The 15,708-nt window shown below is 71.8% G+C and carries 11 protein-coding genes; 7 read left to right on the forward strand and 4 right to left on the reverse strand.

Annotated features, from left to right (window positions below; translation table 11 throughout):
- Positions 1 to 242: 242 nt before the first annotated feature.
- Together ABD234_RS18995 and ABD234_RS19000 are read right to left on the reverse strand one after the other, a co-directional pair.
- Positions 243 to 1,130, reverse strand: coding sequence for a TSUP family transporter (locus ABD234_RS18995; RefSeq protein ID WP_344359626.1), 888 nt, complete (start codon positions 1,128 to 1,130; stop codon positions 243 to 245).
- Entirely contained in the window at positions 1,123 to 2,268 is a 1,146-nt protein-coding gene (locus ABD234_RS19000; protein WP_051487189.1) for a LacI family DNA-binding transcriptional regulator, read from the reverse strand. The genes ABD234_RS18995 and ABD234_RS19000 overlap by 8 nt, the downstream gene beginning before the upstream one ends.
- 92 nt (positions 2,269 to 2,360) lie before the next feature.
- Here ABD234_RS19000 and ABD234_RS19005 point away from each other — a divergent pair, with 92 nt between their 5' ends.
- From ABD234_RS19005 to ABD234_RS19025, 5 genes are all read left to right on the forward strand, one after another.
- Positions 2,361 to 3,569 (forward strand): glycoside hydrolase 5 family protein, encoded by a 1,209-nt coding sequence (locus tag ABD234_RS19005; protein WP_038374606.1) that lies wholly within the window; start codon positions 2,361 to 2,363, stop codon positions 3,567 to 3,569.
- A 31-nt stretch (positions 3,570 to 3,600) separates the two neighbouring features.
- Positions 3,601 to 6,684: an alpha-mannosidase gene (locus tag ABD234_RS19010; protein ID WP_038374608.1), complete on the forward strand. Its 3,084-nt coding sequence runs from the start codon at positions 3,601 to 3,603 to the stop codon at positions 6,682 to 6,684.
- A gap of 330 nt (positions 6,685 to 7,014) precedes the next feature.
- Positions 7,015 to 8,295, forward strand: coding sequence for an ABC transporter substrate-binding protein (locus tag ABD234_RS19015; protein WP_344359630.1), 1,281 nt, complete (start codon positions 7,015 to 7,017; stop codon positions 8,293 to 8,295).
- Between the two features lie 37 nt (positions 8,296 to 8,332).
- A complete protein-coding gene (locus ABD234_RS19020) occupies positions 8,333 to 9,232 on the forward strand; it encodes a carbohydrate ABC transporter permease (RefSeq protein ID WP_344359633.1) in 900 nt (299 codons plus the stop codon).
- Positions 9,229 to 10,173, forward strand: a complete 945-nt coding sequence (locus ABD234_RS19025) for a carbohydrate ABC transporter permease (RefSeq protein WP_344359636.1) — start codon at positions 9,229 to 9,231, stop codon at positions 10,171 to 10,173. Before ABD234_RS19020 ends, ABD234_RS19025 begins: the two co-directional genes overlap by 4 nt.
- Before the next feature lie 6 nt (positions 10,174 to 10,179).
- Here the strand turns inward: ABD234_RS19025 and ABD234_RS19030 are convergent, their stop codons facing one another.
- Positions 10,180 to 11,532, reverse strand: a complete 1,353-nt coding sequence (locus tag ABD234_RS19030; RefSeq protein WP_344359639.1) for an MFS transporter — start codon at positions 11,530 to 11,532, stop codon at positions 10,180 to 10,182.
- Positions 11,533 to 11,653: 121 nt separating this feature from the next.
- Here ABD234_RS19030 and ABD234_RS19035 point away from each other — a divergent pair, with 121 nt between their 5' ends.
- Both ABD234_RS19035 and ABD234_RS19040 read left to right on the forward strand, forming a co-directional pair.
- Positions 11,654 to 13,354: a sodium:solute symporter family protein gene (locus ABD234_RS19035; protein ID WP_038374613.1), complete on the forward strand. Its 1,701-nt coding sequence runs from the start codon at positions 11,654 to 11,656 to the stop codon at positions 13,352 to 13,354.
- 19 nt (positions 13,355 to 13,373) lie between these two features.
- Entirely contained in the window at positions 13,374 to 13,682 is a 309-nt protein-coding gene (locus ABD234_RS19040; RefSeq protein WP_038374614.1) for a hypothetical protein, read from the forward strand.
- 404 nt (positions 13,683 to 14,086) lie between these two features.
- Here the strand turns inward: ABD234_RS19040 and ABD234_RS19045 are convergent, their stop codons facing one another.
- A complete protein-coding gene (locus ABD234_RS19045; protein ID WP_344359644.1) occupies positions 14,087 to 15,421 on the reverse strand; it encodes an alkaline phosphatase family protein in 1,335 nt (444 codons plus the stop codon).
- Between the last annotated feature and the right edge of the window lie 287 nt (positions 15,422 to 15,708).

Genomic DNA, 15,708 nt, shown 5'->3' on the forward strand with positions numbered 1-15,708 from the left:
GAGCCCGTCCTAGCAGTACTGGCCTCATCAAACACCTCCATGTCGTGGGGTGTTGCGCTGACCGTTGGAACCCGCCCCCGGTAACTGGTACAGAACCGCACAATTTCTCAAGTACCCGGCGCACGGCCCATCGGCCGAGCCCGCCGGCCCCTCGCGCCCGGTCGGAGACGCCGCGCCCGTGCCTGCCGCGGCTGCGACCGTCGCGCCTCCCGGGGTTCCAGGGGGTCGGCCGGGGCCGGCGATCACACGAGGAGGTAGGCCGCGCCGACCACCGTGAGGACGACGACCACCCATTCGAAGGTCTTCTGGCTGATGCGCTGGGCGATGAGCCGCCCGCCCAGCCCGCCGACGAGCACCAGCGGCACCAGCACCAGGTCCAGCAGCAGGGAGGACGGGTTGATGATCCCGAGGCCGATGCTGAAGGGCAGCTTCGCGATGTTGACGGCCGCGAAGAACCAGGCGGAGGTCCCCAGGAACGCCTTGACCGGGAACTTCGCCGCGAGGAAGTACATGGACATGACGGGGCCGGCCGCATTGGCGACCATGGTGGTGAAGCCGCCGAGGGAGCCGTAGGTCCAGGCGGCGATCCCGCCCCCTCCCGGCGCGGGCGTCGGGGCCGATGCGCCCTGCCCGCTGGCCGCGGAAGCCGGGCCGGTCGCACCACCGCCGGTCTCACTGCCGCCAGTCGCACTGCCCCCGGCGCCCTGGGCGGCGCCGGCCGCGCTGGTGGCGTCGGACGATGCCTGTCTCGTCGCGGCGACGGATCCGCGCCAGCGCCGGCATAGCGTCACGGCGATCACCATCAGCAGCAGCGCGCCGATGCCCCTTCGGACCCATGCATCGGAGGCGACGGCGAGGAAGCCCCAGCCGGCGACGAGTCCCAGCACGACGGCGGGGGCCATCTTCACGATCACGCGCCAGTCGGCGTGGCGGCGGTAGGCCAGCAGGGCCATCATGTCGCCGACGATCAGCAGCACCAGCAGCGCGCCGGTGGACGCCTTGGCCGGCAGCACCGAGGCGAACAGGGCCACCGCGATGGTGCCGGCGCCGGGGACGGCGGTCTTGGACAGCCCCACCACCAGGGCGCCGAGGCCCAGGACGATCCAGACGACGGTGTCGAGCTCAGGCATCGGACCTGCTTCCGGGGGAGATCTCGGCGGGGGCGGCGTCCGCAGGGCCGGCGCCGGCGGGGCCGGCGCCGGCGGGGGTGGAGCCGTGGGAGGTGGTGTCGTGGGAGGTTGCGTCGTGGGGAGGGCGCCGCACCAGCGAGTCGCGCAGCACCAGGCGCGGGGGGTCGATGACGCGGCGGATCGGGGCATCGGCGGTGCGCAGCTCGTCGAGCACCTCGACGGCGGCCTGACCCAGGATCATCGGGTCGCGGTCGATGGAGGAGATGGCGGGGCGCCGGTAGGCGAGCCCGGGCGAGCTCTCCCAGGAGATGAGGCCCAGGTCCTCCGGGACGCGCAGGCCGTGCTCGGACAGCCGCGACAGGGCCGCCAGGGTGATCGTCTCGTCCTCGCACAGCACGATGTCCGGCACGCCGCCCAGCACGAGCTCGTCGATCCGCGCGGCGACGCTGGGACCTCCGCGGGGGTCGCCGCCGTCGCAGGCCGGGCTGACGGTCACCGCGATCTCGTCGGTGTCCGCGAGGGCCTCGAGGCGCTGGCCCTCGTGGCGATAGGCCGCCGTCACGGAGGAGTGGAGGTAGGCCAGGGAGCGGCATCCCAGCGCGGCGACGTCCCGCAGCAGCAGCCGCATCGTCTGCGCGTCGTCGACGAAGACGGAGGATGCCCCGCTCTCCGGCGGCGGGTCGCCGAGGAACACCGCGCGCATCCCGATCTCGCGGACGAGGTCGGGGCGCGGGTCCTGCTCGCGCGGATTGACCAGGATCACCGCGTCGACGCGGCGCTGCGCATGCCAGGCGCGGATCGCCTCGACCTCGGCATCCAGGGACTCGACCATCTTCAGCACGAGGACCACGGGGGTCTCCGCGAGGGCCTTCTCGATCCCGGCGATGAGCTGCAGGTAGAACGTGTCGCGCGCGAGCGTGGTGAAGGGCGCCGTGATCACCAGGCCGATGGCGTCCACCCGGGAGGTGGCCAGAGCGCGGGCGGCGGCGCTCGGAGTCCATCCCAGGCGGGCGGCGACGTCCTGGATCTGACGGCGCCGCTCCTCGGAGATGCCGGGGCGCCCGTTGAGGGCGAAGGACACGGCAGTGGAGGAGACCCCGCACTCCCGGGCGATGTCGGCGATCGTGGGACGGCGCATTCCCCGATGCTACGCCAGGTGCTACGCTCGCTTAAACGCTTTAGGAACGGTCGGGACGGCCGTTCGCCCCTCCCCTGACGAAGGCTTCTCGCATGACGCACCCTGGCATCGGCGCCAACTACACCCCGCGCATCGGCTGGTTCCACTCCTGGGCGGACCTCGACCCCGCCCTCGTGGACGAGGACATGGCGCAGATCGCACAGCTCGGTCTGGACCATGTGCGCATCTTCCCGCTGTGGCCGCTGCTGCAGCCCAACCGCACCCTGATCTCCTCCCGCGCCGTCCAGGACGTCCTGACCGTGGTCGACATCGCCGGCCGGCACGGCCTGGCCGTCTCGGTGGACCTGCTGCAGGGGCACCTGTCCAGCTACGACTTCCTGCCGGCCTGGGTCTCCACCTGGCACCGCCGCAACCTGTTCACCGACCCGCTGGTCCTCGCCGCCCAGCAGCAGCTGGCCCGGGTGCTCGGCACGGAGCTCGCCGATCGCCCGCACGTCAGCGGCATGACCCTCGGCAACGAGATCGGCCAGTTCGCCGTCTCCTACCACCCCGACCGCCACGACACGAGCGACGAGCAGGCCACCGCCTGGACCCGTGACCTCCTCGCCGTGGTCGACGAGGTGCTGCCCGGGCGCCGCAACCACCACAGCTTCGACGACTGCCTGTGGTTCAAGGACGACCACCCCTTCACGCCGGCCGATGCCGTGCTCCTCGGCGCGAGCACGACCGTGCACTCGTGGGTGTTCACCGGGGCCGGTCAGGCCCTCGGCGAGGGCCACCCGGGCCTGGCGCTGTTCGGCCGCTATCTCACCGAGGTCGCCTCCGCCTGGAACCGCGCCCTCGGGCAGGCGGACCGGAAGGTGTGGCTGCAGGAGATCGGCGCCCCCGTCCCGTGGGTCGCGCCGCAGGATGCCGCCGAGTTCGCGGACGCCAGCGTGCGCACGGCCCTGGGCAATCCCGACGTCGAGGCGGTGACCTGGTGGTGCTCCCATGACGTGCACCGCGACCTCGCCGACTTCCCGGAGGTCGAGTACTCCCTGGGCCTTTTCGACGCGGAGGGCCGCCTGAAGCCGATCGGCGAGGCCTACGGGGCGATCGCCCGCGAGCTGCGCGACGGCGCGAGCGCGGGAGCGGGCGCGGATGCGAGCCCGGCCGCATCGACCGCGGCGCCCGTCGTGCTCGAGGGCATGGACCGTGCCGGATCGGACCGTTCGCGCCTGTCCCCGAAGGGCGATATCTTCCGGACCTGGGCCGAGGCCGCCCTGGACGGCGAGGTCTCCCCGCTCGAGATCCGCTTCTGACCGCCCGACCGCCCGACGCCGAGGAGCTCCCGTGCACGACCATCGACCGACCTCGGAGGACCGGATCCGCCGGTTCCTCGCCGAGCAGCTGCCCGCCCGGCGCCATCTCGAGACGGCGCCCCTGACCATCGAGGCGTGGGAGGTGCCGGACGAGCCGGTCCCCTTCGCCGAGGCGCGGGCGGCGACGTACTCCCCCATCGCGGTCGGCGACCGCTGGGGCCGGCCGTGGTCCACGCTGTGGCTGCACGTGACCGGGGAGGTGCCCGCGCACTGGACCTCCGGCGAGGACCGCGACGTCGAGCTGCAGCTGGACCTGTCCTTCACGAACATGCCCGGCTTCCAGGCCGAGGCGCTGATCTGGACGCCCGAGGGCGAGACCGTCAAGGCGATCAACCCCTACAACCAGTACCTCACCCTGGAGCCCGGGCAGCGCGTCGACTACTACCTCGAATGCGCCGCGAACCCGAACGTCCCCGGCGACTGGACCTTCACCCCGACCGCGCTCGGGGTGATGTCCGCTCCCGACGCGGACCCGATCTACGACCTCACGATGCTGCGCCTGGCCTGGCGCTCGCGCAGCGTGTGGGAGTTCGAGCAGGACGTCGTCGCCCTGAACGGCCTCATGCAGACCCTGCCGGAGGCCTCCTCGCGCCGCGCGGACATCCTCCACGTGCTGGGCCGGGCGCTGGACGCCGCGGATCCGGACGACCTGCACGCGACCGCCCCCGCGGCGCGCGAGGTGCTGCGTCCGCTGCTGGAGTCCCCGGCGCACGCCTCCGCCCTCACCGTCGTCGCGACCGGTCACGCGCACATCGACTCGGCCTGGCTGTGGCCGCTGCGGGAGACCAAGCGCAAGTGCGCCCGCACCTTCTCCAACATCTGCTGGCTGCTGGAGCACTACCCGCAGCTGACGTTCTCCTGCTCCTCCGCCCAGCAGTACCGGTGGATCCGCGACGACTACCCGGCGCTGTTCGCCCGGATCCGCGAGCACGTGGCGGCCGGCCGCTTCATCCCGGTGGGCGGCATGTGGGTCGAGTCGGACACCAACATGCCCGGCTCCGAGGCGATGGCCCGCCAGTTCCTGCACGGCAAGAAGTTCTTCCTCGAGGAGTTCGGCGTCGAGACCCGGGAGACGTGGCTGCCGGACTCCTTCGGCTACTCCGCCGCGCTCCCGCAGATCTGCGCCCTGGCCGGCCACGAGAACTTCCTGACGCAGAAGGTCTCCTGGAACCAGTACTCCACGTTCCCGCACCACACCTTCCGCTGGGAGGGCCTGGACGGCACCACGCAGTTCACGCACTTCCCGCCGATCGACACGTACAACGGCCAGCTCACCGCCGCCGAGCTCGCCCATTTCGAGAAGAACTTCAAGGACAAGGGCGCCAGCCACATCGGCCTGTCCCCCACCGGCTGGGGCGACGGCGGCGGCGGCCCCACCCGCGAGATGATCGCCTCGCAGGAGCGCTTCGCCGACCTCGACGGCGCCCCGAAGGTCGAATGGTCCACCCCGGAGGACTTCTTCGCCCGCGCCCGCGCCGAGTACACCGAGGCGCCCACCTGGAACGGCGAGCTGTACCTCGAGCTGCACCGCGGCACCTTCTCCTCGCAGATCCTCGGCAAGCAGGGCAACCGCCGCGCCGAGGCCGTGATGCACGACGTCGAGCTGTGGTCGGCCACCGCCGCCCGCCGCGTCCCCGGCTTCGCCTACCCCCATGACGAGATCGACGCCCTCTGGGACACGGTGCTGCTGCTGCAGTTCCACGACATCCTGCCCGGCTCCTCGATCGCCTGGGTGCACCGCGAGGCCGAGACCAGCTACGCGAGCATCCTCGAGCGCGGCGAGGCGCTCGTGGCCCGCGCCCTCGAGGCCCTGGCATCGGCCGACGGCTCCGCGGCCGATGGCCCCGCGGGGGAAGGCTCCGCGGCCGATGCGCCCGAGGCCCCGGCCGCACCGGCCGTCTCGGTCACCCGGGAGGGCGCCGCGACGGTGCTGGAGACGCCCGGGCTGTACGCCGTGATCGACGAGCGCGGGCTGATCACCTCGCTGCGCGCCGGCCGCGGCGGCCGCGAGGCGATCGCGCCGGGGGCCGCCGGCGGGCTGCTGCAGCTGCACCGCGACGCGCCCAACGCCTGGGACTCCTGGGACATCGACGAGTTCTACCGGCGGGTGCACCGCGACCTGGAGGCCGAGGGCGCCCCCGAGGTCACCACCGACGAGGACGGGACGGTGCGGATCGCGGTCCGCTACCGGACGCGTCCCGCGGAGGACTCGGCCGAGCGGATCCATCCCGCCGCCCCCTCCCGCGGCCGGGGCTCGCGCATCACCGTGACCTACTCGGCCGTGCCGGGCGCCACCGCCCTGGACATCGCGATGGACCTGGACTGGCACGAGCGCAAGAAGGTCCTCAAGCTCGCCTTCCCCTTCGACGTGCGCGCCGCGACGATGAGCAGCGAGATCCAGTTCGGACACATCGACCGGCCGATCCCGGTGAACACCGTCGAGGACTTCGGCCGCTTCGAGACCTGCGCGCACCGGTGGGTCCGCGTGGAGGAGTCCGGCTTCGGCATCGCGCTGGCCAACGACTCGAGCTACGGCCACGACGTGCGGCGCGTGCTGCGCGAGGACGACGGCGGCACCACCACGATCGTGCGGGCGACGGTGATCCGCGCGGCGGAGTTCCCCGACCCCGCCGCCGAGGAGGGCACCTACCGCCTGCGCTACGCGGTGCGCCCCGACGCCGGGATCTCCGAGGCCATCGACCTGGGCGAGCAGCTGAACCTGGTGCCGCGCAGCGTCCCGGGCGGGATCGAGGTGCCGGCGCTGGTCGAGGTCGCCGGCACCGGCTCCGAGCCGACGAGCGCCCGGATGACGACGGTGAAGCTCGCCGAGGACGGCTCGGGCGATGTCGTCGTGCGCCTGCACGAGGCCGAGGGCCGCTCGAGCACGGCCCGCGTGCGGGTCCCCGGAGCGCGCGCCCTCGAGGTCGTCGACCTGCTCGAGCGTCCCTTCGCGCCCGGTGCGCCGCTCGCGCACCGCGCCGCCGCGGCCGAGGGCCCCGAGCTGGACCTGGCCCTGCGGCCCTTCCAGATCGCCACGGTGCGCGCCCGCTTCTGAGGCCCGCCCGGCATCCCGGTGAGATCCGGTCGGTGCGCGCTCCCCGCCCGGGGCGGCGCGCACCGGCCGGATCTCGCCGCGCCCGGCCTCGCCACGGGGCGGGGCGGGGCGATGCGCGGAGCGGCGCGGGCGATGCACGGCGCAGGCGATGCGCGGAGCGGGCGATGCACGGCGCGGGGCGGACGATGCATGGCCGTGACCGGCTCGGATTGACAGGCGGCCCGCGAGCACCGACCATAGCTTTAGCGGTTAAGTACCCGTGCCGCATCGGGATCCAGGAGACACGGCGCGATGGCCGCCCGCTCCGCTTCGAGGAAGAGGTAGTCCCCCATGAACACCATCCGCACCACCCGCCGCACAGCCCTGGCCGGCGGCGCCGGCGTCGCCGCCCTCGGCCTGGCCGGCTGCGGCATGAGCGGCGGCGGCCGCTCCGGCTCGAGCGCCCCGGCGGAGGCCGTCGAGGGAGAGATCACCGGCGAGATCACCTTCCAGTCCTGGTCGCTGAAGAACGAGAAGTTCACCCCCTACTTCGAGGGCGTCATCGCGGCGTTCCAGGACCAGAACCCCGGCGTCACCGTCACCTGGATGGACCAGCCCGGCGAGGGCTACCAGGACAAGGTGCTCGCGCAGGCGAACTCCGACTCCCTGCCCGATGTCGTGAACCTCCCGCCCGACATGGCCTTCCCCCTGGTCCAGGGCGGGTTCCTGCTCGACCTCGCCGCCGCGGACCCGGAGCTCGAGGACGTGTACGTCCCCGGCGGCATCGACGCCTATCGGTTCCCCGAGATCGACGGCGCCTACGGCTACCCCTGGTACCTGGGCACCGACATGAACTGGTGGAACCTCGCCGCGCTGAGCGAGCACGGGGTCGACGAGGCCTCCCTGCCCACCACCATGGACGAGATGTTCGAGACCGCGCGCATGCTGCACGAGGCCGGCAGCCCCGACCCGCTGATCTCCAACATGCCCGAGGTGACGATCACCAGCGAGAACGGCGAGTTCACCTTCAACACCCCCGAGAACGCGGCCTACATCCAGAAGTACGTCGACCTGTTCCAGCTGGGGGCCATGCCGCCCGAGGTCCTGAACAACGACTACGCCGGCAACACCGCCCTGTTCAAGCAGGGCAAGGCCCTGTGGACCACGGCCACGTCCTCCTTCGCCTCGGAGCTGCAGGCGGAGGCCCCCTCCCTGCTCGAGGGCACGTCCCTGTCCCCGCGCTTCGGCGAGCCGCCGCTGTTCGTGCAGGGCATCAGCGTCGCGGCCGGGTCCAAGAACCTGCCCACCGCGCTCGCCTTCGCCCGGTTCCTCACCAATGATGAGAACCAGATCGCCTTCGTCACCCTCGCGCAGGGCTTCCTGCCGGGCACGATCGCCGCGGCCGCCGACCCGTCGCAGTTCGCCGAGGAGACCGACAACGCCCTGCAGACGCAGGCCGTCGAGATCGCCGCCGAGTCGATGAAGACGGCCGTGGACACCACCAACGTGCTGTGGACCGCGGACATGAAGACGAACTTCACCCAGCAGACCGCCAAGGCCATGCAGGGCGAGATCACGGCGCAGGAAGCGCTCGACAACGCCGTCCAGTACGGCAACGACAACCTGCTGTGACCCCTGGCGGGTCCGCCGCACGCGGAGATCTGAGCTGATGCGCACCTATACGCCGTACGTCCCCTGGCTGCTGGTCGGGCCCGCCCTGCTGTGGGTGATCGTGTTCGCCCTGTGGCCGTTCCTGAACACGATCATCCTGTCGTTCACGGACACCCGCCCCCTGACCGGCGGCGTGTTCATCGGCCTGGACAACTATGCGGCCCTCCTGCACGACGGCCGGTTCTGGAACGCCATCGTCACCAGCCTCGTCTATGCGGTGGCCTGCGTCCCCCTGCTGACCTTCCTGCCGCTGCTGCTGGCGCTGCTGGTCGAGAAGCAGATCCCCGGCATCTCCGCGTTCCGCACCACGTTCTACTTCCCGGTGATCGCCTCCGTGGTGGTCGTCGGCCTCATCTGGACGTGGCTGTTCGACTCCCGCGGCGTGATCAACGAGAGCCTCGAGTTCATCGGCCTCATCGACCAGCCGATCCCCTTCCTCGCCAGCCGCTGGGGCATCATGGCCACCGCCGTCCTGCTGACGGTGTGGAAGGGGCTGGGCTACTACATGGTGGTCTACCTCGCGGCGCTCGGGAACGTGGGCCGCGAGCTGCACGAGGCCGCCGCGATGGACGGCGCGAGCGCGGCCCGGCGCTTCGCCTCCGTCACGGTCCCCGGGGTGCGCGGCGCGATGTTCCTGGTCAGCGCGCTGATCACGGTGAGCGCGATCCGCGTGTTCACGGAGCTGTACGTCCTCACCAACGGCACCGGCGGTCCCGGCGGCGACGCGATGAGCATCGTCATGCTGGTCCAGCAGGTCGGCGGCGGGCTGCAGGGCCGCCTGGGCTACTCCTCGGCGATCAGCGTCGTGCTGTTCCTCCTGACCATCGGCCCCCTGCTGCTGGTCGGCTATCTCAACCGCCAGGGCGAGGATGCCCCGTCCGGGAAGGCCGCCCGATGACCGCCACCGCCCCCACCTCGCGGACCCGCCCGCAGCCCGGCGAGGACGCCCCGCCCCGCGCGCCGATGCGCCGCACCGACCGCCCCTGGCGGACCCGCGGCTCGGGCGGGTTCGGCAAGCCGACCCTCGCCGGCCTCATCGTCCGCTACGTGCTGCTGGTGGCGGTGCTGCTGCTGGCCGTCGGCCCGTTCCTGTGGCAGATGTCCACCTCCTTCAAGGGGCCGATGGACGACATCTACTCCTTCCCGCCGGCGCTGATCCCGGCCGATGCGACCCTCGGCAACTACACGAAGGTCGCCGCGACCATCCCGATCCTCAGCTACGCGTGGCATTCGCTGCTGGTGGCCGGGACGCTCGCGATCGCGAACGTCGTCCTGGCCACGGCCGCGGGCTACGCCCTGGGCGCGCTGCGCTTCCGCGGGAAGCGGATCGCCATGGGCATCCTGCTGTCGACCCTGCTGCTGCCCGGCGAGGTGACGATCATGAGCCAGTTCCTCACGATCCGCACCCTCGGGCTGGCCGACACCCTGGCCGGGGTCATGCTGCCCGGGCTGGTGGGCGCCATCAACGTGCTGCTCATGACGGCGGCCTGCCGCTCGATCCCCCAGGAGCTGCTGGAGGCGGCGACCATCGACGGGGCCAGCACCTGGCAGGTGCTGCGCCATATCGTCTGGCCCAGCGTGCGCGGCATGGCAAGCGTCGTCGCGATCTTCGCCTTCATCGGCGGATGGGACGACTTCCTGTGGCCGCTGATCGTGCTCTCCGACCCTGCGAAGTACACGCTGACGGTCGGCATGGAGTACCTCAACTCCAACTTCGGCGCCGATCCGCGCGTGGTGGCGGCCGGCACGATGATCGCCCTGGTGCCGATCATCATCTTCTTCGCGGTGTTCCAGAAGTTCTTCTTCCGCGGCGTGGGCGAGGGGGCCGTGAAGGGCTGAGGCCCCTCACTCCACGAGCGCGCGCCCGCGCTGCTCGGGGAGGGCGAAGGCAGCCGCCGCGCCGATCGCGAAGGCCGCGGCGATGACGGCGAAGGCGGCGGCGACCCCGGAGGCCGCGACCACGAGCGGCACCATGATCGGCGCGATGATCGAGGCCAGGCGGCCGAAGCCGGCGGCGGCGCCGCTGCCGGTGCCGCGCACCGTCGTCGGGTACACCTCGGGGCTGATCGCGTACAGCGCGCCCCATGCCCCGAGGTTGAAGAAGGACAGCAGGCAGCCGGTGAGGATGATCGTCCCGGGGGCGTCGGCCAGGCCGAAGGCGATCGCGGAGCCCGCGGAGCCGACGAGGAAGGTCCCCAGGGTCCAGCGCCGCCCGATCACCTCGATCAGCCAGGAGCTCACGGCGTATCCGGGCAGCTGCGCCAGGGTGATGATGAGGGTGAAGGTGAACGAGCGGGTGAGGTCGAACCCGCGGTCCACCAGCAGCGTCGGGATCCAGATGAACGCGCCGTAGTAGGCGAGGTTCACGCAGAACCACACGATCCACAGGGCGGCGGTGCGTCCGCGCAGGGCGGCCGACCAGATCGACTCGCCGCCGCGGGAGGCTGTCCCCGCGGCCGGGCCTCCGGCCGCCGCGGACTCGGCGGCGGTGGGGGCCGGCACCCCGGCGGACTCCTCGAGGGCGCGCACGGTCGCCTCCGCCTCGGCGTGCCGGCCGCGGGACTCGAGGTAGCGCACGGATTCGGGCATCCGCCACCGGATCACCAGCGCGTACACGGCCGGGACGGCGCCGATCAGCAGCGCCCAGCGCCAGCCGGCATCGGACCCGGCGACCACGAGGGTGCCGATCAGCGCGGCGAGGATCCAGCCCAGCGCCCAGAACGCCTCGAGCCACACGATCACCCGGCCTCGGATCCGCTTCGGCGCGAACTCGCTCATGAGGGTGGAGGCCACCGGCAGTTCGGCGCCCAGTCCCAGCCCCACCACGAAGCGCAGGGCGACCAGCATGACCAGCCCGGTCGACAGCGCCGAGGCGCCGGTGGCGAGGCCGTACACCAGCAGCGTCAGCGCGAACACCTGGCGGCGGCCGATGCGGTCGGCCAGCAGCCCGCCGAGCACCGCGCCGATCGCCATCCCGGCGAAGCCGACGGAGGCGATCAGGGAGCGCTCGCCCGCGGTGAGGTCCCAGTGCACGGCGAGGGCGGCGATGACGAAGGAGACCAGGCCGACGTCCATCGCGTCCAGGGCCCATCCGATGCCGCTCGCGCCGAGCATGCGGCGATGGCGCGGCGACAGGGGCAGGGCGTCCAGGCGCTCGGTGCGCGAGCGCACGGGACCTGCATGCACGGGGGTGGTCACGGGGCGGTCCTCCTGAGCGGCCGGTGGGGCGGTGGTAGCGTATCCGGCCGCGGTCACCCCCGTGGCCACCGGGGCGGTCCTCGCCGCCGCGGACGCTTCCCCGTCCCAGAAAGTCCCCGACATGGTCTCCGTCAGACTCGATGCGCAATGGATCGACTACCTGATCGTCGCGCTGTACTTCGCCTTCGTCCTCGGCGTGGGGTGGTGGGCCAAGCGCGGCGTCTCGAACTCGATCGAGTTCTTCCTCTCGGGCCGCTCCCTGCCCGCCTGGGTCACCGGCCTCGCGTTCATCTCCGCCAACCTCGGCGCCGTCGAGATCATGGGCATGTCCGCCACGGGCGCCCAGTACGGCCTGCCGACGATGCACTACTTCTGGATCGGCGCCGTGCCGGCCATGCTGTTCCTCGGCGTGGTGATGATGCCGTTCTACTACGGCTCCAAGGTGCGCTCGGTCCCCGAGTTCATGCGCATGCGCTTCGGCACCGGCGCCCACCTGGTCAACGCGATCTCCTTCGCGGTCGCGCAGCTGCTCATCGCGGGCGTGAACCTGTCGCTGCTGGCGACGATCGTCAACCGCCTGCTGGGCTGGCCGATGTGGGTGGGGCTGGTCCTCGCCGCTGCGTTCGTGCTGTTCTACATCACCGTCGGCGGGCTCTCCGCCGCGATCTACAACGAGGTCCTGCAGTTCTTCGTGATCGTCGCGGCGCTGCTGCCGCTGACCCTCATCGGCCTGCACCGCGTGGGCGGCTGGTCCGGCCTGAAGGAGCGGGTGGCCGGTGACGGCATGCTCGGCGCCGAGCAGCTGTCCACCTGGCCGGGAGAGCAGCTCTCCGGCTTCGCGAACCCGGTCCTGTCGGTGGTCGGCATCGTCTTCGGGCTCGGCTTCGTGCTGTCCTTCGGCTACTGGACCACGAACTTCGTGGAGGTGCAGCGGGCGATGGCCTCGAAGTCCATCACCGCGGCGCGCATGACCCCGATCATCGGCGCCTTCCCCAAGATGTTCGTGCCGTTCATCGTCATCATCCCCGGCATGATCGCCGCGGTGCTGGTCAACGAGCTGGCCGAGTTCAAGCGCCTGGACGTCGCCGGTGACGCCGCGGCGGCCGATGCCACCGGCATCACCTACAACGACGCCCTCCTGCTGCTGATGCGGGACGTGCTGCCCAACGGCCTGCTGGGCCTGGCCATCGCCGGCCTGCTGGCCGCCTTCATGGCCGGCATGGCCGCGAACATCTCCGCCTTCAACACGGTGGTCAGCTACGACCTGTGGCAGCAGTACGTGAAGAAGGACGAGGCCGATGCGCACTACATGAAGGTCGGCCGCGTGGCGACCGCCGCGGCCTGCGTCATCGCGATCTTCACCGCGCTCATCGCGGCGTCGTTCTCCAACCTCATGGACTACCTGCAGACCCTGTTCGGGTTCTTCAACGCCCCGCTGTTCGCGACGTTCATCCTCGGCATGTTCTGGAAGCGGATGACGCCGACGGCCGGCTGGGCGGGCCTCGTCTCGGGCACCGTCGCGGCGGTGTCCGTGTGGTCGGCCTCCGAGTTCGGGGGCCTGTTCACCCTGGGCGGCGGCCAGGGGCTGGCGTTCCTGTCCGCCTCGGTCGCCTTCGTGGTCGACATCGTGGTCTCGGTGGTGGTCACGCAGTTCACCGCCCCGAAGCCGGTGCACGAGCTCAAGGGCCTGGTGTACTCCGAGACCCCGAAGACCCAGCTCCTCGATCCCGACGAGAAGAGCCTCGCGTTCTACCGTCGCCCCGTCCCGATGGCCCTGATCGCCCTGGTCATGGTCATCGCCCTGAACATCGCGTTCGCCTGATCGCGAGGAGGAGAGCACCATGAGCACCGCAGACTCCACCACCCCGGATCGGCACGTCGAGACCGCCGGCGCCTTCGACATCCGGCGCTTCATCGGCGCCCTGACGGGCCTGTACGGGGTGATCCTGACCCTGCTGGGCCTGTTCGCCTTCAACCCGGACGAGGCGGCCAAGACCGACGGCCTCAACGCGAACCTGTGGGCGGGGCTGGCGCTGATCGTCTTCTCCGCCGCGTTCTTCGTGTGGGCGAAGCTCGACCCGATCCGCATGATCGTGCAGGAGAACGAGCCCGGCGCGGAGGACGGCAAGGACATCGCCGCCGCCGACTGACGATCGAGCACCCGCGGGCGACGGCCCGGGTCGTGGCCTGCCCCAGGCAGGAAGGCCCGGGCCCGGCGCCCGCCCCAGGACGCAAGGCCACAGGCCCCGGCCTGCCCCTGGAGGCGAGGCCACAGGTTCCGGCCTGCTCCAGAAGGCAAGGCCACAGGCCCCGGCCTGCCCCTGGAGGCGAGGTGCGGGTCGGGCCCTTCTTCGCGTTCGAGAAAATGCAGGGTCCTGTACCAAATGAATCGATTCAGCTGGTACAGAACCCTGCATTTTCTCCAGTCCCGCTGACGCAGGCACCCGGTGCGTGCTGACGCAGGCTCCCGGTGCTCGCCCGAGTCACGACCCCGGGCGCTCAAGCCCCGGTGCTCAGGCCCAGGTGCTCAGGCCCCGCGTTCGACCCCGGGCGCTCAGCCCTGGACAGGGACGACCTCCCGCGCAGGGGCATCCGCGAGGAGCTCGGCGAGGACGGCGCCCTCGGCATCCGGCAGCTCCAGGCCCAGCACCCGGGCGAGGGTCGGGGCGATGTCCAGCATGCTGCGCCGGCCCAGGTCCGCACCGGACTCGAAGGCCGGGCCGGCGGCGATGAGCACGGGCTGCCCGCCGTGGCGCGGGGCGTGGCCGTGCGCGCCCTTCAGCGCCGGGAAGTCCTCGTCGCCGCGGCGCACCACGGGCCGGCGGTCCCACGCCTGGCCGACGATGACGCCCGGCTCCGACTCGACGACCCAGGCGAAAGGGCCGTCCAGGCCGTAGTCGCGGCGGGTCTCCTCGGACGTCCAGATGCGCTCGATGCGGTACTGGGGGTCCGCCTCGATCTCGGCGAGCAGCATCTCGACCTCCGCGAAGCGCTCCGGGGAGAGGCCATCGGCCAGGAACAGCTGCCCGGACAGGCCCGCACCCAGGCAGATCACGTCGTAGTCCGCCAGCGCGCCGGACTCGTCCACCCGCAGCAGGCCCCGGTCAGCGAAGACGCGGTTGAGGTTGGTGTGCTGCTCGACGTCGATATGGCCGTGGTCCGAGACCAGCACGATGTTCGCCTGCTCCGCCCCGTCGGCCGCGTCGAGAGCCTCGAGCAGCCCGGCCAGATGGGAGTCGACCTCGCGCAGCGCCTCCTCGACGTGCGGGCCGTAGGTCCCGTGGCGGTGGCGGGCGGAGTCGACCTCGACGTAGTGGACCAGCAGCACATCGGGCCGCTGCTCGCGGAGGATCTGCGCGGCGACGCGGCCGACGAAGGGGAAGAAGAGCCCGGCGGGATGGGTGCCGACGAGATCCAGGTTCGGTGCCACGTAGCGCTCGAGGCTCGCCGCGTTCGTCGCGCCGCGGAAGTGCTCGAGGAGGTCGCCCTGACGGAAGCGGGCCCCGGCGAGCTCGGGCACCAGCCAGTCCGCCGATTCGGCGCCGACGGTCACCGGCCACTGCACGGCCGCGGTGACCATCCCCGCCGCCTTCGCCGCGTCCAGCAGGGTGGGCACGCGGATCGCGGAGGCCTCCGAGAACCAGTCCGAAGCATCGCCCCGGCCGGGCTGGAAGCGCAGGTTGTTGAACACGCCGGTGGTCGCCGGGCCGCAGCCGGTGATCTGCGCGGTGTGGTTGGGGTAGGTGACCGAGGGGTAGACGCCCTCGATCTCCGCCACCGCGGCACGCTCGAAGATGCGGGCGAAGGACGGCAGCGTCCGCGCGAAGGGGATGTCGTCGGTGTGCATCGCGTCGACGGAGACGAGGAGGAGCGGGCGGGGCTCGGGCACGGGGGACCTCTCGGGAGCAGGGCGGACGGTCGCCCTCGATCCGATCCGATGGGGGTGACGTGCGCCTCGCCACGGGATGACGGGCGGACGTCACCTCGGTGAACGCGTCGGGCCCGTCCGGGAGGGGTGCGCGACGGGTCCGCTCTCCGTAGACTCCGGAGAAACCTCCCATCGGACGGTTCTGCGTCGTGCGCCGCCGCCCGCGCCCCGCCCCGTTACCTTGTGAGGGCCCCGATGGTCGGGGTCTGGTCGCTCGGCCGGGTATGGCTTTGTTGCCCTGCCATCAA

Source organism: Brachybacterium phenoliresistens, assembly GCF_039530785.1.
Classification (GTDB): Bacteria; Actinomycetota; Actinomycetes; order Actinomycetales; family Dermabacteraceae; genus Brachybacterium; species Brachybacterium phenoliresistens.